23 protein-coding genes and 1 pseudogene are annotated in these 23,745 nt (G+C 75.1%); 10 read left to right on the forward strand and 14 right to left on the reverse strand.

Translation table 11 applies throughout. The features are described from left to right. Positions 1-104 precede the first annotated feature (104 nt). Both coaD and rsmD read right to left on the reverse strand, forming a co-directional pair. The gene (coaD, locus tag RMN56_RS04675; protein ID WP_313722602.1) at positions 105-581 is read right to left on the reverse strand and encodes a pantetheine-phosphate adenylyltransferase; all 477 of its coding nucleotides are present in this window, start codon (positions 579-581) and stop codon (positions 105-107) included. Continuing rightward, complete coding sequence (gene rsmD, locus RMN56_RS04680) at positions 578-1,141, reverse strand: 16S rRNA (guanine(966)-N(2))-methyltransferase RsmD (RefSeq protein ID WP_313722603.1); 564 nt, start codon at positions 1,139-1,141, stop codon at positions 578-580. Before rsmD ends, coaD begins: the two co-directional genes overlap by 4 nt. A 247-nt stretch (positions 1,142-1,388) precedes the next feature. Here rsmD and RMN56_RS04685 point away from each other — a divergent pair, with 247 nt between their 5' ends. Further along, positions 1,389-2,321, forward strand: a complete 933-nt coding sequence (locus tag RMN56_RS04685) for a cell wall anchor protein (RefSeq protein ID WP_313722604.1) — start codon at positions 1,389-1,391, stop codon at positions 2,319-2,321. Positions 2,322-2,373: 52 nt separating this feature from the next. Here the strand turns inward: RMN56_RS04685 and RMN56_RS04690 are convergent, their stop codons facing one another. The 3 genes from RMN56_RS04690 to RMN56_RS04700 are packed head-to-tail and all read right to left on the reverse strand — an operon-like array spanning position 2,374 to position 7,151. Further along, positions 2,374-3,300, reverse strand: coding sequence for a serine hydrolase domain-containing protein (locus RMN56_RS04690; RefSeq protein WP_313722605.1), 927 nt, complete (start codon positions 3,298-3,300; stop codon positions 2,374-2,376). 36 nt (positions 3,301-3,336) lie between these two features. Continuing rightward, positions 3,337-5,538: an ATP-dependent DNA helicase RecG gene (recG, locus tag RMN56_RS04695; RefSeq protein WP_313722606.1), complete on the reverse strand. Its 2,202-nt coding sequence runs from the start codon at positions 5,536-5,538 to the stop codon at positions 3,337-3,339. Beyond that, entirely contained in the window at positions 5,535-7,151 is a 1,617-nt protein-coding gene (locus RMN56_RS04700) for a fatty acid kinase ATP-binding subunit FakA (protein WP_313722607.1), read from the reverse strand. Before RMN56_RS04700 ends, recG begins: the two co-directional genes overlap by 4 nt. A gap of 234 nt (positions 7,152-7,385) precedes the next feature. Here RMN56_RS04700 and rpmB point away from each other — a divergent pair, with 234 nt between their 5' ends. Continuing rightward, a complete protein-coding gene (rpmB, locus tag RMN56_RS04705; protein WP_007456456.1) occupies positions 7,386-7,577 on the forward strand; it encodes a 50S ribosomal protein L28 in 192 nt (63 codons plus the stop codon). A 186-nt stretch (positions 7,578-7,763) separates the two neighbouring features. Beyond that, entirely contained in the window at positions 7,764-9,020 is a 1,257-nt protein-coding gene (locus RMN56_RS04710; RefSeq protein ID WP_313722608.1) for an ATP-grasp domain-containing protein, read from the forward strand. 3 nt (positions 9,021-9,023) lie between these two features. On the opposite strand, the gene RMN56_RS04715 is transcribed toward RMN56_RS04710, so the two are convergent. After that, entirely contained in the window at positions 9,024-9,491 is a 468-nt protein-coding gene (locus RMN56_RS04715; protein WP_313722609.1) for a GNAT family N-acetyltransferase, read from the reverse strand. A gap of 63 nt (positions 9,492-9,554) precedes the next feature. Then, positions 9,555-10,502: a thiamine-phosphate kinase gene (locus tag RMN56_RS04720; RefSeq protein ID WP_313722610.1), complete on the reverse strand. Its 948-nt coding sequence runs from the start codon at positions 10,500-10,502 to the stop codon at positions 9,555-9,557. A 165-nt stretch (positions 10,503-10,667) separates the two neighbouring features. On the opposite strand from RMN56_RS04720, the gene RMN56_RS04725 reads away from it, so the two are divergent. Together RMN56_RS04725 and RMN56_RS04730 are read left to right on the forward strand one after the other, a co-directional pair. Continuing rightward, positions 10,668-10,901, forward strand: coding sequence for an Lrp/AsnC ligand binding domain-containing protein (locus RMN56_RS04725; RefSeq protein WP_013284547.1), 234 nt, complete (start codon positions 10,668-10,670; stop codon positions 10,899-10,901). Then, entirely contained in the window at positions 10,902-11,564 is a 663-nt protein-coding gene (locus RMN56_RS04730; protein ID WP_313722611.1) for a DUF3515 family protein, read from the forward strand. 30 nt (positions 11,565-11,594) lie between these two features. Here the strand turns inward: RMN56_RS04730 and RMN56_RS04735 are convergent, their stop codons facing one another. Both RMN56_RS04735 and RMN56_RS04740 read right to left on the reverse strand, forming a co-directional pair. Beyond that, positions 11,595-12,689 (reverse strand): D-alanine--D-alanine ligase family protein, encoded by a 1,095-nt coding sequence (locus RMN56_RS04735; protein WP_313722612.1) that lies wholly within the window; start codon positions 12,687-12,689, stop codon positions 11,595-11,597. 263 nt (positions 12,690-12,952) lie between these two features. Continuing rightward, entirely contained in the window at positions 12,953-13,174 is a 222-nt protein-coding gene (locus RMN56_RS04740) for a hypothetical protein (protein WP_313722613.1), read from the reverse strand. A gap of 273 nt (positions 13,175-13,447) precedes the next feature. Here RMN56_RS04740 and RMN56_RS04745 point away from each other — a divergent pair, with 273 nt between their 5' ends. Then, the gene (locus RMN56_RS04745) at positions 13,448-14,293 is read left to right on the forward strand and encodes a helix-turn-helix domain-containing protein (RefSeq protein WP_313722614.1); all 846 of its coding nucleotides are present in this window, start codon (positions 13,448-13,450) and stop codon (positions 14,291-14,293) included. Positions 14,294-14,298: 5 nt separating this feature from the next. Further along, positions 14,299-14,499: a DUF397 domain-containing protein gene (locus RMN56_RS04750; protein WP_313722615.1), complete on the forward strand. Its 201-nt coding sequence runs from the start codon at positions 14,299-14,301 to the stop codon at positions 14,497-14,499. 51 nt (positions 14,500-14,550) lie between these two features. Here RMN56_RS04750 and RMN56_RS04755 read toward each other — a convergent pair whose 3' ends face one another. The 5 genes from RMN56_RS04755 to RMN56_RS04775 all read right to left on the reverse strand — a co-directional run bounded on the left by RMN56_RS04755 (position 14,551) and on the right by RMN56_RS04775 (position 19,526). Then, positions 14,551-15,603, reverse strand: coding sequence for an ROK family protein (locus RMN56_RS04755; RefSeq protein ID WP_313722616.1), 1,053 nt, complete (start codon positions 15,601-15,603; stop codon positions 14,551-14,553). A gap of 112 nt (positions 15,604-15,715) precedes the next feature. Then, the gene (locus RMN56_RS04760) at positions 15,716-16,507 is read right to left on the reverse strand and encodes a putative protein N(5)-glutamine methyltransferase (protein WP_313722617.1); all 792 of its coding nucleotides are present in this window, start codon (positions 16,505-16,507) and stop codon (positions 15,716-15,718) included. A 172-nt stretch (positions 16,508-16,679) separates the two neighbouring features. Continuing rightward, a complete protein-coding gene (locus RMN56_RS04765) occupies positions 16,680-17,789 on the reverse strand; it encodes a cystathionine gamma-lyase (RefSeq protein ID WP_313722618.1) in 1,110 nt (369 codons plus the stop codon). Positions 17,790-17,796: 7 nt separating this feature from the next. Further along, entirely contained in the window at positions 17,797-18,804 is a 1,008-nt protein-coding gene (locus tag RMN56_RS04770; protein ID WP_313722619.1) for an NAD(P)H-dependent glycerol-3-phosphate dehydrogenase, read from the reverse strand. Continuing rightward, positions 18,801-19,526 carry a lysophospholipid acyltransferase family protein gene (locus RMN56_RS04775; RefSeq protein WP_313722620.1) on the reverse strand — a complete coding sequence of 242 codons (726 nt, stop codon included), beginning with the start codon at positions 19,524-19,526 and terminating at the stop codon, positions 18,801-18,803. The genes RMN56_RS04770 and RMN56_RS04775 overlap by 4 nt, the downstream gene beginning before the upstream one ends. A 110-nt stretch (positions 19,527-19,636) precedes the next feature. Here RMN56_RS04775 and cofC point away from each other — a divergent pair. The 3 genes and pseudogenes from cofC to RMN56_RS04795 form a co-directional block, all read left to right on the forward strand. Continuing rightward, positions 19,637-20,278 (forward strand): annotated as a pseudogene (cofC, locus tag RMN56_RS04780) (2-phospho-L-lactate guanylyltransferase); the annotation flags it as partial. A 255-nt stretch (positions 20,279-20,533) separates the two neighbouring features. Then, on the forward strand, positions 20,534-22,822 hold the full coding sequence (locus RMN56_RS04790) for an RNA degradosome polyphosphate kinase (protein ID WP_313722621.1): 2,289 nt from the start codon (positions 20,534-20,536) through the stop codon (positions 22,820-22,822). Positions 22,823-22,862: 40 nt separating this feature from the next. Beyond that, complete coding sequence (locus RMN56_RS04795) at positions 22,863-23,744, forward strand: NUDIX hydrolase (protein WP_313722622.1); 882 nt, start codon at positions 22,863-22,865, stop codon at positions 23,742-23,744. The last annotated feature ends 1 nt before the right edge of the window (position 23,745 follow it).

Genomic DNA, 23,745 nt, shown 5'->3' on the forward strand with positions numbered 1-23,745 from the left:
GCCTGCGCCCGGGTTCGGCGCTGAACACATCATGTCGCGCATCGGCCACCGCCGCGCCACCCGCCCCCGCCCGGCGCGTCGCCCGGGGGGCCCGGCGCGGCCGGTCAGCGCCGCAGCCGGGCGACCAGCTCCTCGCGGACCACGTCCGGGACGTGCGCGGAAATGTCCCCGCCCCACTTGGCGACGTCCTTGACCAGGCTGGAGGAGAGGAACGAGTAGAGCGGGTTGGTCGGCATGAAGAGCGTCTCCACGCCGGCCAGGCCGATGTTCATCTGGGCCATCTGGAGCTCGTAGTCGAAGTCGCTGACCGCGCGCAGGCCCTTGATCAGCACGCTCGCGTGCTGGGCGCGGCAGAAGTCGACCAGCAGCCCTCGGAACGACTCGACCCGCACGTTGTCGTACGAGGAGGTCACCTCGCGGAGCATGTCGATCCGCTCCTCGACCGTGAACAGTCCCTGCTTCGACTGGTTGACCAGCACGCCGACGATCACCTCGTCGAAGAGCCGGCTCGCCCGGCCGATGATGTCGAGGTGTCCGTTGGTGACCGGGTCGAACGAGCCGGGACAGACCGCACGTCTCATGATCGGCGACCGTACCAAAGGGTGGTCTCGCCGTAACGGCGGCTGCGCTCGCCAGTGACGCCTTCCACCCACTCGACCGGTCCGGTGCGGCTGGAGCGCTCGACGACCACCAGGGCGTCCGGGGCCAGCCAGCCGCCGCCGACCAGCGCGGCCAGCATCGCGGTGATCTCGCTGTCGGGCACGGCGTAGGGCGGGTCGGCGAAGACCAGGTCGTAGGGCCCGCCGTCCGGGCCGGCGGCGAGCACGGTCGCCACCCTGCCGGTGACCAGGCGGGCGGCCGGGGCGGCCCGGAGCGCGGCGACGTTCTCCCGGATCACCCGGGCGGCCCGGGCGTCGGACTCGACGAGCAGCACGTGGGCGGCGCCCCGGGACAGCGCCTCCAGCCCGACCGCGCCGGAGCCGGCGTAGAGGTCGGCAACGCGCGCCCCGTCGAGGTCGAGTTCGGCCTGCACGGCGCTGAACAGCGCCTCCCGGACCCGGTCGGAGGTCGGCCGGGTGCCGGCGCCGGGCGGGGCGGCGAGCCGCCGGCCGCCGAGCGTCCCGCCCACGATCCGGGTCACCGTCGCTCCCTGCGCATGCCCCGACGCTACGCGATGTCCGGATCGGGGCGCGCGGACCACCCCGCGGCCACGGCTCGTCACGACTCGTACATCAATGATCTCAAATCTATACCGGACCCTTTACGACCCGTCGGTTGCGGTAACGCCCGTGCTGTCGATCTCGCTAGGGTCTGCCCGATTGTCGTGCGGACGCGTGGCTCCGGTCCGTCCGCCGCATTCCCCCATCCTCCCCTCACCAGGAGTAGGCGTGAACCGTCTCCACCTCCGGCGTGCCGCCGTCCTCACCGCCGGCACGCTGATCGGCCTCGTGGGCGTGGCCACCGTCGCCGGCCCCGCCGCGGCCCACCACCCCGAGCCGTCGGGCAGCTACTGCGCCACCAAGGACGGCAAGGTCACCGTCAACTGGTCGGTGATCAGCAGCGAGACCGACATCTCCGGTCGCATCACCAAGCTGGAGTCCACCGTGCCCGGCCCCGTCACCGGCGCGCTGGCCGTCGGCGCGGAACTGAAGAAGCAGGGCGACGGGCCGCTCACCGGGACCCAGACCCACACCTTCCAGGGCGCCATCCCCAAGCTGGAGCTGACCGTCGGCGCGCACTGGGAGCGGGGCCAGCAGTCCCACGACGGGGAGCGCACCGTCGTGGCCCAGCCCAGCCGGAACTGCGAGGCGGAGGAGACCCCGTCGCCGTCGCCCAGCTCGCCGTCGCCGAGCGCCACGCCCGAGCCGAGCAGGTCGCCGGAGCCCACCCCGTCGCCGTCCGTCTCCAACCCGCCGAGCCCGTCCGCTCCGGCTGAGCCGGCCGAGCCGATCTTCAAGCTGGACCAGGACTGCGACACGATGACCTTCATCGTGGAGAACCCGGCGAAGGGCATCCCCTTCACCGCCACGCTGACCACCGAGAAGGGCCTCACCAAGAAGCTCGCCTCCCAGCCGGGCGGGACCGCCTCGGCCGAGTTCGACGCCTACCAGGGCCTCAAGGTCACCGTGAAGTACGACGTGGTCGAGGACTCCGAGACCATCCCCTACACCCAGCCGCGGGACTGCTCCGGCCAGGGTGGCGGACTGCCCGTCACCGGTCCGGCCGCGGGCGCCATCGCCGGTGGCGCCGCCGTGCTGCTCGCCGCCGGTGCGGCGCTGTTCGTGACGGCCCGCCGTCGCCGGATCCGCTTCACCGCCTGATCCACCGCATCGCCCGAGGGCGCGCCGACCAGCCGGCCGGCGCGCCCTCGGCTCATTCCAGCTCCGCCTTCAGCAGGGCGGGGTCGATCTCCGCCTGGTTGGTCAGCACCACCAGACGCCGGTCGGAGTCGGGGAACCAGCCCGCGAAGGCCTTGTAGCCACCGTTGTCCCCGGAGTGGTGGATCGCCCGCTCCCCGGCCAGCGTGCCGACGAACCAGCCGTAGCCGTACGACTCGCCGGGGCGGCCGGTGGGCGCGTGCGGGGCGGTCATGGCGGCCGCCGCGGCGGGCTCGAGCAGCCGACCCCGGCGGGGCACGTCCAGCCAGGTGAGCAGGTCCGCCCCCGTGCACCACACGTCCCCGGCGCCCATGCTCACCGTGTCCAGGTCCCAGGACGGCACCGGCCGGCCGCCCTCGTGCCCGGTCGCCACGTCGTCCCGCCCGTCGGCGGCACCGGCGAAGCTGCCCGTCATGCCGAGCGGCGCGAACACCTCGTCGGCCAGGAACGCGGCGTACGGCCGGTCGGCCGCGCGCTCGACGGCCCGGGCCAGCAGGACGTAGCCGGGGCTGCTGTAGTGCCAGGTGGCGCCCGGGGCGGACAGCGGCGGCAGGCTGGCGAAGATTCCCAGCAGCTCGTCCGGCTCGGCGGGCGCGGCCAGGTCGATCATCGGGTAGTCCTCCCAGTGGCCGAGCCCGGAGGTGTGGGTGAGCAGGTGGTGCAGAGTGATCCCGGACCAGGCCGGCTGGGGGTGCGGCAGCCAGCGGTTGACCGGGTCGGTCAGGCGCAGCGCGCCCCGCCCGGCGAGGAGCTGCACGGCGGCGGCCGCCATCTGCTTGCTGATGGACGCGATCTGGAACCGGGTCGCGGGCGTGCAGGGCGACGCGGTGGCCGCGTCGGCCGCGCCGGTGACCCGGGACATCAGGATGTCGTCGCCCTGTGCCAGCAGGAGCACGCCGCGGTCGAGAGAGGGTTTCGGCATCGGACGAGCCTAGGCCGGGATGGCCGCCCGGTGGGATCAGCCCTTCTCCAGGTATTCGGCGCGTTCGGAGTCGACCAGGGCGGCCACCGACGCGGCCAGCGCCGGATGGCGGGCCAGCTCCGGATCCTCCTCGACCAGGGTGATCGCCTCGGCCCGGGCGTCGCGGATCAGGTCGGTGTCGCGCAGCAGCGACAGCAGGCGCAGGTGGGACCGGCGGCCGGACTGGGTGGCGCCCAGCACGTCGCCCTCCCGGCGCTGCTCCAGGTCCAGCTCGGCGAGCTTGAACCCGTCGGTGGTGGAGGCGACCGCGTCGAGCCGTTCCCGGGCGGAGGAGCCCTCCATCGCCTCGCTGACCAGCAGGCAGAGGCCGGCGGCCGAGCCCCGGCCCACCCGGCCGCGCAGCTGGTGCAGCTGGGAGACGCCGAACCGGTCGGCGTCCAGCACGATCATCACGGTGGCGTTGGGCACGTTGACGCCCACCTCGACCACCGTGGTCGCCACCAGCACGTCCAGGTCGCCGGCGGCGAACGAGCGCATCACCGAGTCCTTCTCGTCGGCCGGCAGCCGCCCGTGCAGCACCCCGATCCGCAGGCCGTGCAGCGGCCCCTCGGCGAGCAGCGGGGCCACCTCGGTCACCGCGAGGGGCGGCCGACGACCGTTGTCGTCCTCTCGGGGTGCCTCCTCGTCCGACGCGGGACCGTCACCGATCCGCGGGCACACCACGTACGCCTGGTGTCCCTTGGCGACCTCCTCGCGCAGCCGGCGCCAGGCCCGGTCGAGGAAGGCCGGCTTCTCGGCGGCCGGCACCACGTGCGAGGCGATCGGCGAGCGACCCTGCGGCAGCTGCGACAGCGTGGAGATCTCCAGGTCGCCGTAGACGGTCATGGCGACCGTGCGCGGGATCGGGGTGGCCGTCATGACGAGCACGTGCGGCGGCTGGTCGGCCTTGGCCCGCAGCGCGTCCCGCTGCTCCACGCCGAACCGGTGCTGCTCGTCGACCACCACGAGCCCCAGGTCGGAGAAGTCGACACCCTCGTAGAGCAGGGCGTGGGTGCCGAGCACGATGCCGGCCCGCCCCTCGGCCACCTCGGTGAGGGCCCGCCGGCGGGCGGCCGCGCCCAGCGAACCGGTGACCAGCTCCACCCGGGTGGCGTCGTCGGCGGCGCCCAGCTCCCCGGCCTGCGCGAGCGGGCCGAGCAGGTCGAGCATGCCCCGGTGGTGCTGGGCGGCGAGCACCTCGGTCGGGGCGAGCAGCGCGGCCTGCCCGCCGGCGTCGACCACCTGGAGCATGGCCCGCAGCGCCACCACGGTCTTGCCGCTGCCCACCTCGCCCTGGAGCAGCCGGTGCATCGGGTGCGCGGTGGCCAGGTCGGCGGCGATCTCCCGGCCGACGGCCTGCTGGCCGGACGTCAGCTCGTAGGGCAGTCGGGCGTCGAACGCGTCGAGCAGCCCGCCGCGCTTCGCCGGCCGGGCCTTCGCCGGCCACGCCGCGGCCCGGTGCTTGCGCTGCACCAGGGTGAGCTGCACGGCGAACGCCTCGTCCCACTTGAGCCGGCGGCGCGCTTTGTAGAGCTCCTCCTTGCTGGTGGGCCGGTGGATCTCGCGCAGCGCGGCGCCGATGCCGACCAGGTTGCGGCTGGCCCGCACGGTGGCCGGCAGCGGGTCGTCCGGCGGGGTGAAGGTGTCCAGCACCACCCGGACGCAGCGGGCGATCACCCAGGTCGGCACGGCCGCCGCGGCCGGGTAGACCGGGATGAGCGCCCCGGCGAACTCCTCGACCTCCTCGTTGGCCGCCGCCTCGCCGTCGCCGCCCTCGCCGAGCAGCACGTATTCCGGGCCGTTGAGCTGCCGCTTGCCCCGGAACTCGGTCACCTTGCCGGCGAACAGCCCCCAGCGGCCGGGGCGCAGCTCCCGCTCCCGCCACGCCTGGTTGCCGAAGAAGGTGCAGGTGAGCACCCCGCCGGAGCCGTCACCGACGGTGACCTCCAGCAGGTTGCCCCGGCGCTGCCGCATCGGCCGGACCGCGGTGCGCTGCACCTGCGCCAGCACGGTGACCTGCTCCCCCACGTCCAGCGAGCGGATGTCGGTGTGCTCGCCGCGCTCGTCGTAGCGGCGGGGGAAGTGGTAGATCAGGTCGCCGGCGGTGTGCAGGTCGAGGTGGCTCGCCAGGGCCTTGGCGGTGCGCTCCCCGACCAGCTTCTTGAGCGGCGTGTCCACCGTGGCCGGTTCGCTCGTCATTCGACCCCCAGCAGGAGCGGATAGTGCGGCTGCCCGCCCTCGTACGCCTGCACCTCGACGAACGGCCAGGACCGCTCGACGTGCTCGCGTACGCGGTCGGCCAGCCCGGCCGGGGCGTCCGCCCCGCAGAGCAGGGTGACCAGCTCGCCACCACCGCCGAGCATCCGGTCGACCACGGCGGTGCAGGTGCCGAGGAGGTCGGCGCCGATGAGGTGCACCTCCCCCTCGACCAGCGCCAGCACGTCGCCCGGCCGGCACGGCCCGGCCACGGTGAGCGCCTCTCTGCTCGCGTGGCAGACCTCGGCGTAGCGGCAGGCGCCGGCAGCCTCGGCCATGGCGATGACGTCGTCCTCGAAGCGCCGCTGCGGGTCCCGCACGGCGAGGGCGGCGAGGGCCTGCACCGGCGACCGGGTGGGCACGACGCTCACCTTCACCCCGAGCCCGTGCGCCTCCCGGGCGGCGGCGCTCGCCACCGACTGGGTGTTGGGGTCGTTGGGCAGCACCACGACCCGGGCGGCGCGCGTGGCCCGGATGGCGTCGAGCAGCTCGCCGGTGGACGGGTTGGCCGGCACCACGGTGGCGCCCTCGGCGCCGAACAGCTCGGCGATGCCGGCGCCGGTGGCGACCACCACGGCGGCCCGGCCGTCGGGCCGCGCCGCCGGAGGCGACGGTGCCGGGGCCGGGGCCGCCTGGTCGGCGAACCGGGTCACCGTGATCCGGTGCGGCCGGCCGGCCACCACGCCGGCCTCGACGGCCGCCCCGACGTCATTGACGTGCACGTGCACGTTCCACGTGCCTCGGTCGCCGACGATCACCAGGGAGTCGCCGAGGGTGTCCAGCTCGCCGCGCAGCCGGGCCACCGCCTCGTCGGTGGCGTCGAGCAGGTACTGCACCTCGTAGGCGTACGCCGGGGAGCCGGTCTCGCGGACGGCGGTGGCGGGCGCGTGGGCCGCGGGCGGCGCGGGCGCCGGCTGCCGTGGGCTCTCCCCGGTGACCACCTCGACCAGCGCGTCGAGCAGCAGGCAGAGGCCGCGCCCGCCGGCGTCGACGACGCCGGCCCGGGCGAGCGCGGGCAACTGCTCGGGGGTACGCGCCAGCGCGCGGGTCGCCTCGCCGGCCGCCGCCCGGGCCACCGCACACAGGTCGTCGGTGTCCGCCTGCTCGGCCGCGCGGGCGGCGGCGGCGACCACGCTGAGCAGGGTGCCCTCGACCGGGTGGGCGACCGCGGCGTAGGCGGCGGTGGTGGCGTCGGCCAGCGCGGCGGCGAGCTGCCGGCCGCGGACCGCCGGTGCGGCGGAGAGCGCGTCGGCGAAGCCGCGCAGGATCTGCGAGACGATCACCCCGGAGTTGCCCCGCGCCCCGAGCAGCGCGCCCCGGGCCATCAGCCGCAGGGCGTGGCCGTGCGGGGTGTGCCCGTCTTCGGGGAGGGTCTCCAGGTCCATGGCGAGGGCCTGCTGGGCCGAGGTGAGGGTGAGCACCAGGTTGGTGCCGGTGTCGCCGTCGGGGACCGGGTAGACGTTGAGCTCGTCGATCTCGCCCTGGTGGCGCTGGAGGGCGGCCAGCCCGCTCGCGCACCAGCGGCGCACCGCGGCGGCGTCGAGGGTGTCCAGCACGTCGGGAAGCCTACTGGCGCGCACCGACACCCGCCGGGGCCGGCCGCTCCCGCCCGGCGTGTCCGGGACGGCCCGGGCACCCGCCCGTCGCTCGCCGGCCGTGCCCGCCGGTACGCTGGGCCGGTCCCGACCGGGCCGGTTGGGCGTCTGGGCGTGTCATCGGGTAACCTGGCCAGGTTGCCCGGGCTGCGCCTGGCGGCGACCTCATGAACGTTTCAATCCCAGGAGTATCCCGTGGCTAGCGTGTGCGACGTCTGTGGCAAGGGACCGGGCTTCGGCCACAACGTGTCCCACTCGCACCGGCGGACCAACCGCCGCTGGAACCCGAACATCCAGTCGGTGCGTACCCCGGCCGGTGGCGGCAACACCAAGAAGTTGCAGGTCTGCACCTCGTGCATCAAGGCCGGCAAGGTCACCCGCGCCTGACGCGGTAGCACCGCCTTCATCGCTTCGCCGGATGCCGGCGGACCCCTCGGGTCCGCCGGCATCTGTCGTGTCCGCACACCTCCGCTGACGCGTCGCCGACCGTCCGGCGACCGGCCGCGCCGGCCCGGTTAAGGTGCTGCTGCGCCGGCCGTCCGTTCCGGCGTCAGGCGTGGGGAGGTACGACCCGTGGAGCTGGACCTGGGGCGGGAGCAGCTGGTGGTGATCGGCGGGTCGTTCGGCTCGCTGCGCTGGTTCGACCAGGAGCTGCCGCCCGACAGCGTGGTCCTGGTCGAGGAGCCGGATGTGATCCGCCGCCGCGGCCTGGACCGTTTCGTCGCCGGGCTGTCGATGGTCGCCCGGCTGGTCCCGGCCGAGTACCAGACCGGGTTCGACGCCGACGACCTGCTCACCCGGGAGCCCGGCCTCGCCGGCGCCCGGCTGGTCCTGCCCGGCCTGGAGTACGCGGTCGGCGCCGCCGCCCGGCTGGCCGACCGGCTCGGTCTGCCCGGCGCCGGGGTGGCCGCCGCCGACGTCTTCTCCGACAAGCACCGGATGCGGCTGCTCGCCGACGAAACCGGCCTGGCCAACCCGGCCTACGAGCTGGTCGAGGACCCGGCCCGGGCGGCGGAGTTCGCCCGCGCGCACGGCGGCCGGTGCGTGCTCAAGCCCACCCGCCGCTCCGGCAGCCTGGGCGTGCAGCTGGTCACCGACCCGGCGGAGATCGCCGGGCGCTGGGCGGCCAGCGCCGCCCCGCCGGAGCCGGCCGAGGCGGTCGAGCGTGGCCTGCCCACCGGGGTGCTGGTGGAGGAGTTGCTGGTCGGGTCGGAGCACAGCGTCGAGCTGCTGGTCGCCGAGGGCGAGACGATCTTCGCCAACGTCACCGACAAGCGGATCGCCGGCGGCCGGTACCCGGTGGAGACCGGGCACACCGTGCCGTCCGCGCTGCCGGGGCCGGCGCAGGGGGCGTTGCGGGACGCGGCGGTCCGGCTCGCCGGGGCGGCCGGCTTCCGCAGCGGGATGCTGCACAGCGAATGGATCATGGTCGACGGGGTGCCGACGCTTGTCGAGTGCGCCGCCCGGATGCCGGGCGACATGATCACCGCGCTGGTCTCGATCGCCTACGAGGTCGATTTCATCGAGGCGTACCTGCGGGTGCTGCGCGGCGAGCGGCCCGCGCTGCCGGCCCGGCCGACCGGCGCGGCGGCCGTCGAGTTCCTGACCGCCCCGCCCGGCCGGGTCACCGCGGTGGACGGCCGGCGGGCCGCCCTGCGGGTGCCGGGGGTGCTCGACCTGCAGATCGAGGCGAAGGTCGGGGACCACGTGCCGGAGCTGCTCTCCTCGGCGCACCGCAGCGGGCACCTGCTGGCCTGGGGCGCCACCCCCGCCGAGGCGGAGGGCGCCGCCCGCAAGGCCGCCGGCGAGATCCGGATCACCGTCGGCTGACGGTCAGAGGGTGCGGCCGTAGGAGAGGCAGCCCGGGGCGTCCCGGTAGAAGCCGAAGTTCGGGATCCGCTCGTAGCCGGCCGAGGTGTACATGCCGATCGCCTCGGGCTGCCGGTCGCCGCACTCCAGGATCATCCGCTTGCGGCCGTGGTCCCGGGCGGACCGCTCGACGGCCGCGAGCACCGCGCGGGCCACGCCCCGGCCCCGGGCGGCGGGCGCCGTGTACATCCGCTTCAGCTCGGCCGTACCGCCGTCGTCGCCGTGGCTGCGCCAGCCGCCGCAGCCCACCGGCTCACCGTCGAGGTAGGCGACCAGGAAGGTGCCGGCCGGCGGCTCGAACTCGGCCGCGTCGACCGGCGTGTCGTCGCCGCTGCCACCGTACCGCTGGCCGAGGTCGGCCAGGGCCGCCCGGATCAGCGCCTGCGACTCGGGCGCGTCGAAGCGCCGCACCCGGATCTCGATCTCGCTCACGGAATGCAGGGTACGACCGGGATCGGGCCCGCCCGGAGCCCGATCACCCGCATCGGACGCAGATCACTCCGTGCGGCGGAAGTGGTCCCAGCCGGCGGGGCCCGCGTACGGCGCGCCGTCCACGGTCACCCCGGCGCCCTCGGTCACCCGCCCGACCGGCCGCCAGCCCTCCGGCAGCGTCGCCGTCGCCGGGAAGGTCGCGGCCAGGGCGTGGTCGTCGCCCCCGCCGAGGATCCAGGAGTACGGGTCGACGCCGAGCGCCTGCGCCGCGTCGCGCATCTGCCGGGGCACCTCGAACGCCTCCCGGGTCAGGTCGACGGCCACCCCGCTGGCCTTCGCCACATGCCCCAGGTCGGCCAGCAGCCCGTCCGACACGTCGATCATGGCGGTGGCGCCGTGGCGGGCGGCCTCGGGGCCGGCCGCGTACGGGACCTCGGGCCGGCGGAACGCCTCGACCAGCAGCCGCGGCGTGCGGAAGCCCCGGGACAGCACCGTGTAGCCGGCCGCCGCCCAGCCGGTGCGCCCGGCGAGCGCCACCACGTCACCCGGGCGGGCGCCGGAGCGCACGACCGGCGGCCGGCCGCCCAGGTCACCGAGGGCGGTCACCGCGACGGTCAGCGTCGGGCTGGCGGACATGTCCCCGCCGACCACGCTCGCGCCCACCAGGGCCGCCTCGGCGCCCAGCCCGTCGGCCAGCTCCTCGGCCCAGCCCGGGTCGAGGTCGGCCGGCATGCAGAGCGCGACCAGCAGCGCGGTCGGGGTGGCCCCCATGGCCGCGATGTCGGCCAGGTTGGCCGCCGCCGCCCGGTGGCCCACGTCCCGGGCCCCCGACCAGTCCCGGCGGAAGTGCCGCCCCTCGACCAGCACGTCGGTGGAGGCGACCACCCGCCGGTCCGGCGCCGCCACCACCGCCCCGTCGTCGCCGGGGCCGAGCAGGCAGCTCTCCCCGTACGACAGCCGGGCGGTCACCCGGTCGATCAGCCCGAACTCCCCGACACCCGCGACCGTCATCCCGTCCCCTCGCCGCGCCTGCACGATTCCGCCCTCCCACCGCCGGTCGTCCCGGCGTGCGCTCGCTCACCGCGTCCAGCCGGCCACCGATAGGGATCAGGCCTGCTCCGTAAGGTAGTTTCACCCTTCGGGTCGCCCCACGCGGCGACGGACGGAGGTCGAGTCGTGGTACAGGCGTACATCCTCATCCAGACGGAGGTCGGTCGGGCGCGTGACGTGGCCGGTCTGATCGCGGACCTTGCCGGCGTGGTACGTGTCGACGCCGTCACCGGGCCCTACGACGTGGTCGTCCTCACCGAGGCGAACACCGTCGACGAGCTCGGCAAACTCATCGTCAGCAAGGTGCAGATGGTGCCCGGCATCACCCGCACCCTCACGTGCTCGGTGGTGCGGCTGTAAGTGGAAGAGATCACGTCCTCCCCCGCTGTCGACGAGTCCCGCCCGGCGCGTCGCGACCGGTCGACCCGGAGCGCCGCGCTCTGGGCGACGCTCATCGCGGTGCCGGTCACCCTGGCGGTGGCCGGCTTCACCTTCGCCAAGCTGGCTCCGGACTCCCCGGCCGCCGCGCCGAGCCCGTCGGCGAGCGCCACCCGGCCGCAGTCGACCACGCCGGTCGAGCTGGCGGCCCCCGCGCTGGCCGAGCGCCCGGCCACGGTGTGCCGCGCCCTGGTGTCGCAGCTCCCGGCGACCGTCCGCGACCTGGCACAGCGACCGGTCACGGCCGGCGCCGAGCAGAACGCCGCGTACGGCGATCCGGCGCTCACCGTGGCCTGCGGCGGCACGCCGCCGGTCAAGCCGTGCCCGTCACCCACCGCGGGCGGTCGACTGGCCGATGGCTGCTTCCTCGACACCGACGAGGTGTGGTCGGTCAACAAGGTCTGCTGGCACCCGGCGACGGAGGCCGGCGCGACGGTGCTGACGGCCGTCGACCGCGAGGTCCCCGTCCAGGTCCGAGTGCCCGACGAGTACGAGCAGCCGCTCAAGTGGGTCACGTCGATCTCCGACGCGATCGTCGCCTCGGTGCCCGCCGCGAAGACGGCACCGTCCGGCTGCTCCGCCTGACCGTCGCCGGCCGGTCGCGGCACCGGGGCGTCAGCGGCCGGCGCGGCGCAGGGCCGTGCGGATGAGCCGGTTGACCAGCTTCGGATACTCCAGCCCGCTGGCCGCCCACATCCGGGGGAACATCGACGTCGGGGTGAAGCCCGGCATCGTGTTGATCTCGTTGAGGTAGACGTCCAGCTCCGGGGTGACGAAGAAGTCGGCCCGGGCCAGTCCGGAGCAGTCCAACGCGGTGAACGCGCGGGTCCCGTACTCGCGCACCTGCCGGGTCACGTGCTCGGGCAGGTTCGCCGGGATGTCGTACTCGCAGGCGTCGTCGATGTACTTGGCCTCGAAGTCGTACCAGTCGTGGCCGGAGACCACCCGCACCTCGGCCAGCACCGACGCCTCGGGGGCGCCGCCGGCCTCGCCCTCCAGCACGCCGCACTCGATCTCCCGGCCCACGATCGCGCCCTCGACCAGCACCTTGGTGTCGATCTCGCGGGCGGTGGCGACCGCCGCGTCGAGCTGCGCCCAGTCGTCGACCTTGGTGATGCCGAACGAGGAGCCGGCCCGGGAGGGCTTCACGAAGACCGGCAGCCCGAGGCGCTCCTTGTCCTCCTCGGTCAGCGTCATGCCGGCGCGCAGCACCACGTACGGGCCGACCGGGATGCCCTCGGCGGCGCAGAGCTTCTTGGTGAACTCCTTGTCCATGGCGGCCGCCGAGGCGAACACGTTCGCGCCGACGTAGGGGATGTCGGCCATCTCCAGCATGCCCTGGATGGTGCCGTCCTCGCCGTAGGCGCCGTGCAGCACCGGGAAGACCACGTCCACGTCGGCCAGCGCCACGGGGCCCTGGGCCGGGTCGAGCACCATGAGGCCGCCCACGGCCGGGTCGGCGCGCAGCACCAGCTCGGCGCCGGAGCCGGCGGTGATCTCGGGGAGCTTGCGATCGGCGATGGCGAGTTGGCTGGGGTCGCCGCTGGCCAGCACCCACTGGCCCTGCCGGGTGATGCCGACCGGCACGACCTCGAACTCGTCCGGGTCGAGGGCGGCCAGCACGCTGCCGGCGCTCACGCAGGAGATGCCGTGCTCCGGGCTGCGGCCGCCGAAGACGATCGCCACGCGGGTCTTGCCTGGGGTGGTCACTCCGGGTCACCTCTTCGTCCACGACTGCGGCTGCCGTGCTCGCCGGGGGCGCTCACCCGCTTGACCTTACTGTGCGTGGCGAGCGTCGGTGGTGGATACCCGGGGAGACGACGCAGGGGACGGCAACCGGTCAGCAGACCATATACGGGGAGTAACCGGATGTGACGCGGGCGGTGAGCCCGGGCGGCCGGTGGCGGGACCTGCCCCCGGCCGCCCGGCTCCCCGCCCCCGTCACCGCGTCCCGGGGGCGGGCCCGGTTCGGCTCACTGGTCCGCGGTCCGCCGGCGGCCGACCGCGATGACCTTCACCCGCTGCCGGCCGGCGCGGACCATGCCCAGCGCCATGAAGGCGCCGGCGATCCGGTCCGCCGCCTCGCGGGTGCTCGCGCCGACCACCTGCCGGCGCCGCTCGGGGCAGGCCCGCTCGTTGCGCCAGATGCCGTCGAGGGGGCGCACGTCGGTGAGGACCACGAGGAAGCGGGTCATCGCCGCCCACCCCCGTCGGCGGGGTGGCAGGCCGTCACCGTCATCGCGATCCCTCCCGGTCTGGCGTGCGGTACGGGCACGCGGCGATCGGGTCGTGGGGGAGTAAAACCCGATCACCGCGCGCCCCATCCCCTCCGGTCACTCACCACCACCGTCGCCACGACAACCGGCGGTGAGGACGCCGTCACAGATTGACAGGTGGACACGCGTGAATGCAACTCTCATCGGATTTCTCTCATGCCCAAGCTCCCGTTGATGTGCGACCATCGATGCATGGCGCCGAAGACCGCCCGGGCCCGACGGCTCGGCATCGCCCTGCGGACCCACCGGGAGGCCGCCGGCCTCACCCTGGAGGCCGCGGCCGACGAGATCAACAGCACCCGGAGCACCCTGTCCCGCTACGAGAACGCGCAGACGCTGGTCAACCCGGCCACCGTGCGGGCGCTGCTCACCCTCTACGGGGTGGGGCCCGACGAGATCGCCGGCGCCGTGCAGCTCGCCAAGGACGCCCGCAAGCCCGGCTGGTGGGTCTCCTACTCGTACCTGCTCGACCGGCGGACCATCGACTTCATCGCCCTGGAGGCGGAGGCCACCGGGATCGCCAACTTCGAGCCGTCGGTGGTGCCGGGCCTGCTCCAGACCGCCGACTACATCCGCGGGGTGATGCGCGGCGGCCCGCACACCCTCAGCGACGAGCAGGTGGAGCAGCGGGTCAAGCTGCGGCTCGACCGCCAGCAACGGCTCCTGGGTGACGATCCGCCGATCCTCGACGCCATCATCGACGAGGGGGCGTTGCTGCGCCCGGTCGGGGACCGGACCGTGATGGGGGGTCAGCTCCAGCACCTGCTGAAGATGGCCGAACTGCCCAACATCACCGTGCAGGTGATCCCCCTCTCCGCCGGATACCACCGGGGGACGCGGGGGTCGCTGCACATTCTGGAGTTCGCCGATCCGGAGGACCCGATCATCGCCTCGGTGGAGACCGTCGCCGGGCAGATGGTGCTGGACCGGCCGGGCGACCTGCGCACCTGCACCAAGATCATGGAGCACCTGCGGACCGTGGCGCTGAGCCCGGCGGCCAGCCGGGACGAGCTGCTCCGCCTGCTGAACGAGAGGTAGAGAGCATGAACGGCACGAACAGCCCGCGCCCGCCGGCGACCGCCTGGCGCAAGAGCAGCCACAGTGGCGACGAGGGCGCGTGCGTCGAGATGGCGCCGCTGCCGGAGGCGGTCGCGGTCCGCGACTCCAAGGACCCGGCCGGTCCGGTGCTGGTCTTCCCGCCGGCCGCGTGGGCGGCCTTCACCGGCGCACCACCGCGCCCCTGATCCGCCGATCGGCGGCGCCGCGGCACGGCTGCGGGCCGGCGACGCCGCGGCTCAGCCGGCGACCAGCGGACCGGTGGCGGCCCCGCCGCGGACCGCCTCCAGCGCCGCGATGGCCACCCCGCGCGCACCGGCCATGTCCCGGTCGGGCACCAGCGCGAAGGTGGCCACCGCGTGCTGCTCGGCGCGGAGCACGGTGTGCTCCCGCACGGTGGCCAGGAACCAGTCGCGGAACTCCGGCGCCGCCTCCACCACCCCGCCGCCCACGAAGTACGCGTGCGGGTCGGTGAAGTTGGCCGCGATGGTGAACAGCCGGCCCAGCGCCATGGCCTGCTGGGTGAAGACCTCACGGGCCAGCGCGTCGCCCCGCTCGCCGTAGCCGCGGACCAGCTTCGCCGCCCGGCCCGGCTCCTCCTGCGCCAGCGGGTGCCCCGGGAACCGGCCCAGCCAGTAGGGCAGCAGGTGGTTCGCGATGGCGGTGAGCGAGGCGACGCTCTCCGCGTCCCCGGCGAAGCCGCAGGCGCAGACCGGCACCGGCTGGCCCGGCCCGAGCAGCCCGTCGAGCGGGATGTGCACGTGCCCGAACTCGCCGGCCATGCCGGCCGCCCCGCCGACCACCCGGCCGCCCTCCACCACGCCGCCGCCGAGCCCGGTGCCGACGATCGCGGCGACCGAGGAACGGGCCATCGCGTCCGCGCCGAAGTGGACGTGGTGCGCGTAGAGGGCCGCCGCGTTGCCGTCGTTGGCGTAGACCACCGGCAGGCCGAGCCGGTGCTCCAGCGCGCCGCGCACGTCGTAGCCGCGCCACGCCGGCTGGGAGAAGTTGGTCGAGCCGCGCGAGGAGATCACCCCGGTGGCGCTGGCCGGGCCGGGGGTGTCCAGCCCGACCGCGCGAACCAGCTCGCGGGGCACGCCGGTCAGCGCCAGCACGCCGTCGAGCGCCCGGGCGAGGGCCTCGATCGCGGCGTCCGGGCCGGCCTGGACCTCGCTCGGGATCTCCACGAGCCCGTCCACCAGGAACCGGCCGTCGACCGTCAGCACGGTGGCGTTGTTGCTCGTGCCGCCGTTGTCCAGCCCCACCACCACCGGCACACCCGCGCTGCCCACCGCCACCGCCTCCCGCCGAGTCTGACCCGAGGCTAGTTCGCGCCTGGGCGTCCCGCCACGGTCGCCCGACCCCGCCCGCCCAATCGCCGCGCGGGCGGGGTCGGGCGGCGTCTCACCCGGGACGGCGGGCGGTGACCGCGGTGGCCTCCAGCTCGTCGTCGTGCACCACGGACGGGTCGAGGCCGGCGTCGGCCATGATCCCGCAGAGCGTCCCGGCCTGGCCGGCGCTCACCTCCACCGCCAGGTGCCCGCCGGGCGCCAGCCACTCGGCCGCGCCGGCGGCCACCCGGCGCAGCACGGCCAGTCCGTCCGCGCCGCCGTCCAGCGCCACCGGGGCCTCGTGCAGCCGCGCCTCCGCCGGCAGCATGGCCACGGCGCCGCTCGGCACGTACGGGGCGTTCGCCACGACCAGGTCCAGCCGCCCCCGCCACCGCACCGGCACCGGCACGAACAGGTCGCCCTCGTAGACCGGCACACCCAGCGGGGCCAGGTTGCGCCGGGCGCAGGCCACCGCGGCCGGGTCGACGTCGGCGGCGGCCAGCCAGCGGGGTGCCAACCGGCCGTGCAGCACCAGCGCGGCGGCACCGGAGCCGCAGCAGAGGTCGAGCACGGCGGGGGCCGGTCCGGCCACCGCCGCGGCGGCGGCGACCAGCAGGGCGGTCCGCCCGCGGGGCACGAACACCCCGGGGTCGACGGCGACCCGCAGGCCGCAGAACTCGGCCCAGCCGAGCAGGTGCTCCAGCGGCAGGCCGGCGACCCGGCGGTCGACCAGGTCGGTCAGCGCCTCGGCCGACCCGGCGGCGGCGATCAGCAGGTCCGCCTCGTCCTCGGCGAAGACGCAGCCGGCGGCGCGCAGCCGGCGGACGAGGGCGGGACGGTCGGGAGAGAACAGGGTGGGTGGCATGGCAGGCCTTTCGGGAACGCTCGTCGGCGCTCCCGGCGTCGCCCTAACCCTGGGGCGACGCGGACTCGGAGGGAGCGCCGGTCCTCTGCTGGTGGATCGGTCTCACCTCCTCCGGTCGGGGCCCGCGCGGGCCGCTGCTGTCCGTCACCTTAGCGGAGCCGGCCGGCGCGCGTCAGGCTGCGTCGAGGGCTGCCGTCACGTCGGCCACCAGGTCGGCGCCGTCCTCGATGCCGCAGGAGAGCCGGACGAAGCCGGGCGCCGTGTCGTCGCCCCACTGGGCCCGGCGGTCGGCCGTGGTGTGCAGCCCGCCGAACGAGGTGGCGGCGGACACCAGGCGGGACGCGTCGAGGAAGCGGGCCACCCGGTCGGCGTCGCCCAGGTCGAAGGAGAGCACGCCGGGCATCCGTCGCATCTGGACCGAGGCCACCGGGTACGCCGGGTCGGTCGGCAGCCCGGGCCAGCGCAGGCCGGTCACGTCGCCACGGCCGGCGAGCAGCCGGGCCAGCGCCCCGGCGTTGGCGGTCTGCCGGGCCAGCCGCAGGTCCACGGTCGCCAGCGAGCGGTGCGCCAGCCAGCAGTCGAACGCCCCGGGCACGCCGCCCGTGGTGGTCCGCCAGGCGGTCACCGCGTCGAGCAGCTCGGCGGTACGGGTCGCCACGTAGCCGAGCAGCAGGTCGGAGTGGCCGGTGAGGGCCTTGGTGCCGGAGGCGACCACCACGTCGGCGCCGAGCTCCAGCGGGCGCTGCCCGAGCGGGGTGGCGGTGGTGTTGTCGACCGCGACCAGGGCCCCGGCGGCGTGCGCCGCGGCCGCCAGCGCCGACACGTCGGCCACGTCCAGGCCGGGGTTCGCCGGGGTCTCCAGCAGCACCAGCCGCACACCCTCGAACGACGGGTACGGCCCGGCGGTCGGCACGAAGACGACGCGTACCCCGATGCCCTCCAGGGTGGCGGTGGCGAAGGCGCGCACCGGGAAGTAGCCGTCGGCGGGGAGCAGCACGGTGTCCCCGGGGCGCAGCACGGCCAGCAGCAGCCCGGTGATGGCCGCCTGGCCGCTGGCGAAGACCCGGCAGTCGCCACCCTCCAGCTCGCCGACGGCCGCCTCCAGCAGCCGTCGGGTGGGGTTGTCCGGCCGCCCGTACCCGTTGGGGGTCGCCTCCGGCCCCCGCCACGGGTCCAGGTGGTACGGCGCGGCGAACACCGGCCCCGGCAGGAACGGCTGGCCCGGTTCCGGCGCGGGCAGGCCCGCGTGCACGCTGCGCGTGCCGTCACCCCACTCGGTCATCGCCGCCTCACTCGTACGACTCGGGCTTCGCGGTCCGGCTCATGAGGGCGTCCACGGCGAGCCGCGGGTCCATCCCCTCGTGGCAGATCCGCTCGATCTGCTCGGTGATCGGCATCTCCACCCCGTGCGCCCGGGCCAGGTCCCGGATGGCCAGGCAGCTCTTCACGCCCTCGGCGGTCTGCCGGGTGGCCGCCTGGGCCTGCTCCAGGGTCTCCCCGCGGCCCAGGTGCTCGCCGAAGGTGCGGTTGCGGGCCAGTGGCGACGAGCAGGAGGCGACCAGGTCGCCCATGCCGGCCAGGCCGGCGAAGGTGATCGGGTCGGCACCGAGCGCCACGCCCAGCCGGGCGGTCTCGGCCAGGCCGCGGGTCATCAGCATGGCCCGGGTGTTGTCGCCGAAGCCCATCGCGGTGGCGATGCCGTACGACAGGGCGATCACGTTCTTCACGGCCCCGCCCAGCTCGCAGCCGATCACGTCGTCGTTCGTGTACGGGCGCAGGTACGGCGTGCGGATCGATGCCTGCACCAGGGCGGTCCGGCGGCTGTCGGTGCCGGCGACCACGGTCGCGGCCGGCTGCTCGGCGGCGATCTCCGGGGCCAGGTTCGGCCCGGAGACGACCACCACCCGGTCGGCCGGCACCCCGGCGGTCTCCGTGATCACCTGGCTCATCCGCTTGGTGGTGCCCAGCTCGATGCCCTTCATGAGGGAGACCAGCGTGGCGTCCGGGTCCAGGTACGGGGTCCAGTCGGCGAGGTTGCCGCGCAGCGTCTGCGACGGCACGGAGAGCACCACCACCTCGGCGCCGGTGATCGCCTCCTCGGCGTCCCCGGTCGCGGTGACCCGGTCGGGCAGCCGCACGTCCGGCAGGTACTCCGGGTTGTGGCGCCCGGTCCGGATCGCCTCGGCCACCGAGGCGCGCCGGGCCAGGATGGTCACGTCCCGGCCGGCGTCGGCGAGGATCTTGGCGAAGGCGGTGCCCCACGAGCCCGCCCCCAGCACCGCCACATGCCCGCTCACTCGGTCACCTCGGGGGTTCGGGACCGGGCCGGCCGCTCCCACAGGGGTGGTGGTGTGCCGCCGCGGATCTCGGCGACCATGTCCCGGATCCGCAGCATGATCGTGTCCGTCATCTCCTCCAGGATCGCCCGGGTCGGCGTGGCGCCCGCCCACCGGCTCAGGTCGATCGGCGGCCCGGCGACCACCGTCACCGGGGTACGCGGGCGCAGCCCGACGCGGGCGGTCCGCGGGTCGAACAGCTTCTCCGGGCCGACCATGGCGAGCGGGATCACCGGGGCTCCGGTGGCCAGCGCCAGCCGGGCCGCGCCGGTCTTGCCCTTCATCGGCCACAGGCCCGGCTCGCGGGTCGTGGTCCCCTCCGGGTAGATCACCACGGCGCCGCCCGCGTTCACGGCGGCGACCAGCTTGTCCAGCGACCGGGCCGCCTCGATGCTGCCGCGCTCGACCGGGATCTGCCGGCACCGGTGCAGGATCCAGCCGATCACCGGCACCCGGAACACGCTCGCCTTGCCGAGGAACTGCGGCCAGCGCCCGGCGTCGTGGATGAAGTGCGCGGACACCAGCGGGTCCGCGTGCGAGATGTGGTTGGGCACGATGATGATGCCGCCGTCGCCGCCCAGGTGTTCCATGCCCCGCCAGGTGCGGCGCGTCCACACGGTCAACACCGGCTTCACCAGCACCACGGCGAACCGTGGCCAGAATCCCAGCCTCCGCCGTGCCACCCTTGCCTCCTCGTTCCGCCCCACGCGCGCACGCCCCGGGACGAAATCATGCCTGCTCGCTCCGGGTCCGGCCAGTGAGGGTACCGCTGCCCGGCTGGCAGGATTGTCACGTGCCTGAGCCGACCTGGACCGTGGTGGTGCCGGTGAAGCGCCTCGGAGTGGCGAAGAGCCGCCTGCGGGGCGCGCTGCCCGGCGTACCCCACGAGGAGCTGGCGCTGGCCCTGGCGGCCGACACGGTCCGCGCGGTGGTGGCCTGCCCGGCGGTCGCCGGGGTGCTGGTGGTGACCGACGACCCGCGGGTGGCGGCAGAGGCGACGGCGGCCGGCGCGGCGGTCGTGCCGGACCCGGCGGCCGGGCTGAACGCGGCCTTCCGGCACGGGGCGGCGGTGGCCGGCCCGCGCGCCGCGGTGGCCGGCCTCACCGCCGACCTGCCGGCGCTGCGCCCGGCCGACCTGGCCGGGGCGCTGCGGGCCGCCCCCGCCGACGGGGTACGCGGGTTCGTGGCCGACGCCCCGGGCAGCGGCACCGTGCTGCTCGCCGCACCGCCCGGGGTGCCCCTGGCGCCCCGCTTCGGGCCCGGCTCGGCGGCCGCGCACGCGGCGAGCGGGGCGCTGCCGCTGGCCGGCGTCTGGCCCACCCTCCGCCGGGACGTGGACACCCCGGCCGACCTGGCCGCCGCCGCCCGGCTCGGCGCCGGCCCGCGCACCGCCGCGCTGCTGGCCCGGGCCGGCACGGACGTCGGGTACGGTGCTGGCATGCAGGGCACGGTGGCCACCTACGACGCGTCGACCCGCAGCGGCGTGCTGCTCCTCGACGACGGCACCGAGCTGGCCTTCCCGGCCCGCGCGTTCGACGCCTCCGGGCTGCGGCTGCTCCGGCTCGGGCAGCGCGTCCGCATCGAGCGGGACGCCGCCGGCGAGGTCGTCCGGGTGACGTTGCCGACGATGGCGTGACCAACCTGCCCCGAGTTCATTTTCCGTTCACCCTTGTCGGGGAATCATGAGGTGGTGAGCACCCCTCGCGAGCACCCCGACGGTCCCCGTAACCTCGTCGACCCCGACACGCCCCTCAACGGCGCGTCGACCCGCGGCGCCGACGGCCGGTTCCGCCGCGTCCGCCCGCCCGAGGAGAGCGTCAGCCCCGAACCCGCGGCGGCGGCCTCCGCCGGGCTGGAGGAGTCCCTCGACCCGGTCGAGGGGCCGGGCCCGCTGGAGGAGCCGCCGGCGGCCCGGCCGCTGCCGGAGGACCGGTTCTTCAACCGGGAGCTCTCCTGGCTCGACTTCAACGCCCGGGTGCTGGCGCTCGCCGAGGACCCCCGCACGCCGCTGCTGGAGCGGGCCAAGTTCCTGGCCATCTTCGGCAGCAACCTGGACGAGTTCTACATGGTGCGGGTGGCCGGGCTGAAGCGGCGGCTCTCCGCCGGCCTGCCGGTGCGCGGCGGCGACCGGATGCCGCTGCGGACCCAGCTGGAGCTGATCGCCGAGAAGGCCGCCGACCTGGTCGCCCGGCACGCCGCCTGCTTCGTCGACGACGTGCTGCCGAAGCTGGCCGCCGAGGACATCCGGATCCTGCGCTGGAGCGACCTCGACGACGCCGAGCGGGAGCGGCTGCGCACCTGGTTCCGGGAGCACATCTTCCCGGTGCTCACCCCGCTCGCGGTGGACCCGGCGCACCCGTTCCCCTACATCTCCGGCCGGTCCCTGAACCTGGCCGTGTCGGTGCGCGACCCGGACGGCGGCTCCGAGCTGTTCGCCCGGGTGAAGGTGCCCAACAACGTGCCCCGGTTCGTCCGGGTGGCGCGCGACCAGCCGGGAGTGCGTTTCCTGCCGGTCGAGGACCTCATCTCGGTGCACCTCGGGCAGCTGTTCTCCGGCATGCAGGTGGTCGAGTGCCACCTGTTCCGGGTGACCCGCAACGCCGAGGTGGAGGTGGACGAGGACCGCGACGAGGACCTGCTCCAGGCCCTGGAGCGGGAGCTGGCGCGGCGCCGGTTCGGCCCGCCGGTGCGGCTGGAGGTGGCCGCCTCCATCTCCGACCACATGCTGGAGCTGCTCGTCCGCGAGCTGGACATGGACAGCCAGGACGTGCTCCGGGTCCGCGGCCTGCTCGACCTCTCCGCGCTCTGGCAGGTCTACGGCGAGGCCGACCGCCCGGACCTCAAGGACCCGCCGTTCGTGCCGGCCACCCACCCCCGCCTCACCGAGGGCGAGGTGCCGCGCAGCGTCTTCGCCACCCTGCGGGACGGTGACGTGCTGGTGCACCACCCGTACCACTCGTTCGCGACCAGCGTGCAGCGCTTCGTCGAGCAGGCCGCCGCCGACCCGAACGTGCTGGCCATCAAGCAGACCCTCTACCGCACCAGCGGCGACTCCCCCATCGTCGACGCGCTGGTCGACGCGGCCGCCGCCGGCAAGCAGGTGGTGGTGCTCGTCGAGCTGAAGGCGCGCTTCGACGAGGTGGCCAACATCGGCTGGGCGCGCACCCTGGAGCGGGCCGGCTGCCACGTGGTCTACGGGCTGGTCGGCCTGAAGACGCACTGCAAGACCGCGCTGGTCGTCCGCCAGGAGGGCAACCAGATCCGCCGCTACTGCCACATCGGCACCGGCAACTACCACCCGAAGACCGCCCGGCTGTACGAGGACTTCGGCATGCTCACCGCCGACCCGGAGATCGGCGCCGACCTGACCGACCTGTTCAACGTGCTCACCGGCTACAGCCGGCAGACCGCGTACCGGCGGCTGCTGGTGGCCCCGCAGGGCATCCGTAGCGGCCTCGTCGAGCGGATCGAGCGGGAGATCGAGCACGTCCGGCTGGGCATGCCGGGCCTGGTGCAGTTCAAGGTGAACGCGCTGGTCGACGAGGAGATCACCGACGCGCTCTACCGGGCGTCCCGGGCCGGCGTGCACGTGGACCTGCTGATCCGGGGCATGTGCACGCTGCGGCCGGGCGTGCCCGGCCTGTCGGAGAACATCCGGGTCCGCTCGATCCTCGGCCGGTTCCTGGAGCACTCCCGCATCTTCCGGTTCGGCAACAACGGCGACGCGGAGTTCTGGATGGGCTCGGCCGACCTCATGCACCGCAACCTGGACCGCCGGGTCGAGGCGCTGGTGCAGGTGAGCGACCCGGTGGCCCGGGCCGAGCTGGACCACGTGCTGACCGCCGCGTTCAGCCCGGAGGTGGACGCCTTCGAGCTGGCCCCGGACGGCGCCTGGCAGCGGCGTACCGGCACCGGCGACACGCCGCTGACCCACCTGCAGGACCTGCTCCTGCACCGGGTCGGCGGGAGGGCGGGCTGACCGGACCACGGCCCGCTCGGAGCGGGCATACGGTGAGCGGATGACGGACGACGAGCCGGTGCGGATCCGGGCGGCGGGCGGGGTCGTCTGGCGCCCGGCCACCGGCGGCGTCGAGATCTGCCTGGTGCACCGCCCCCGGTACGGCGACTGGTCGCTGCCCAAGGGCAAGCTGGACGCCGGCGAACACCCGCTGCGGGCCGCCGTCCGTGAGGTCGCCGAGGAGACCGACGTCCGGGCCGTGCCGCAGGTACGCCTGCCGACCGTCCGCTACCGCAGCGAGGGCCGGCCGAAGGCCGTCGACTACTGGTCGATGCGGGCCGCCGCGCAGGGCGGTTTCCAGCCGGACACCGAGGTGGACGAGGTCGCCTGGTTCCCCGTCGACGAGGCGGCACGCCGGGTCAGCTACCCGCACGACGCCGAGGTGATCGCCGCGTTCGCGGCGCTGCCGCCGGTCACCGCCACCGTGCTGCTGGTCCGGCACGCGCACGCCGGCAAGCGGGGCACCTGGACCGGCCCGGACACCGGCCGGCCGCTGGACGACGAGGGCTGGGCCCAGGCCCGGGCGCTCGCGCCCCTGGTCGCCCTGGTCCGCCCGGCCCGCCTGGTCTCCGCTTCGGCCCGGCGCTGCGTGCAGACCCTCGACCCGGCGGCCGCGCTGCTGGACCTGCCCGTCGAGGTGGTCGGCGACCTGGACGAGCCGCGCCCCGGCCAGCAGCCGGACGAGTGCGCCCTGGCCGCCGCCGCTCGGCTCACCGCGCTGGCCCAGGACGGGGAACCGGTCGCGGTGTGCAGCCAGGGGAAGGTGATCCCGGGCGCGCTGGAAGGGCTGACCGGCCGCTCCGACGACTACACCACCCCGAAGGGCGGCGGCTGGCTGCTCGCCTTCACCGGCGACCGCCTGCTCGCCGCCGACCCCTTGTGAC

It is taken from the genome of Micromonospora halotolerans, assembly GCF_032108445.1.
GTDB classification, from domain to species: Bacteria; Actinomycetota; Actinomycetes; order Mycobacteriales; family Micromonosporaceae; genus Micromonospora; species Micromonospora halotolerans.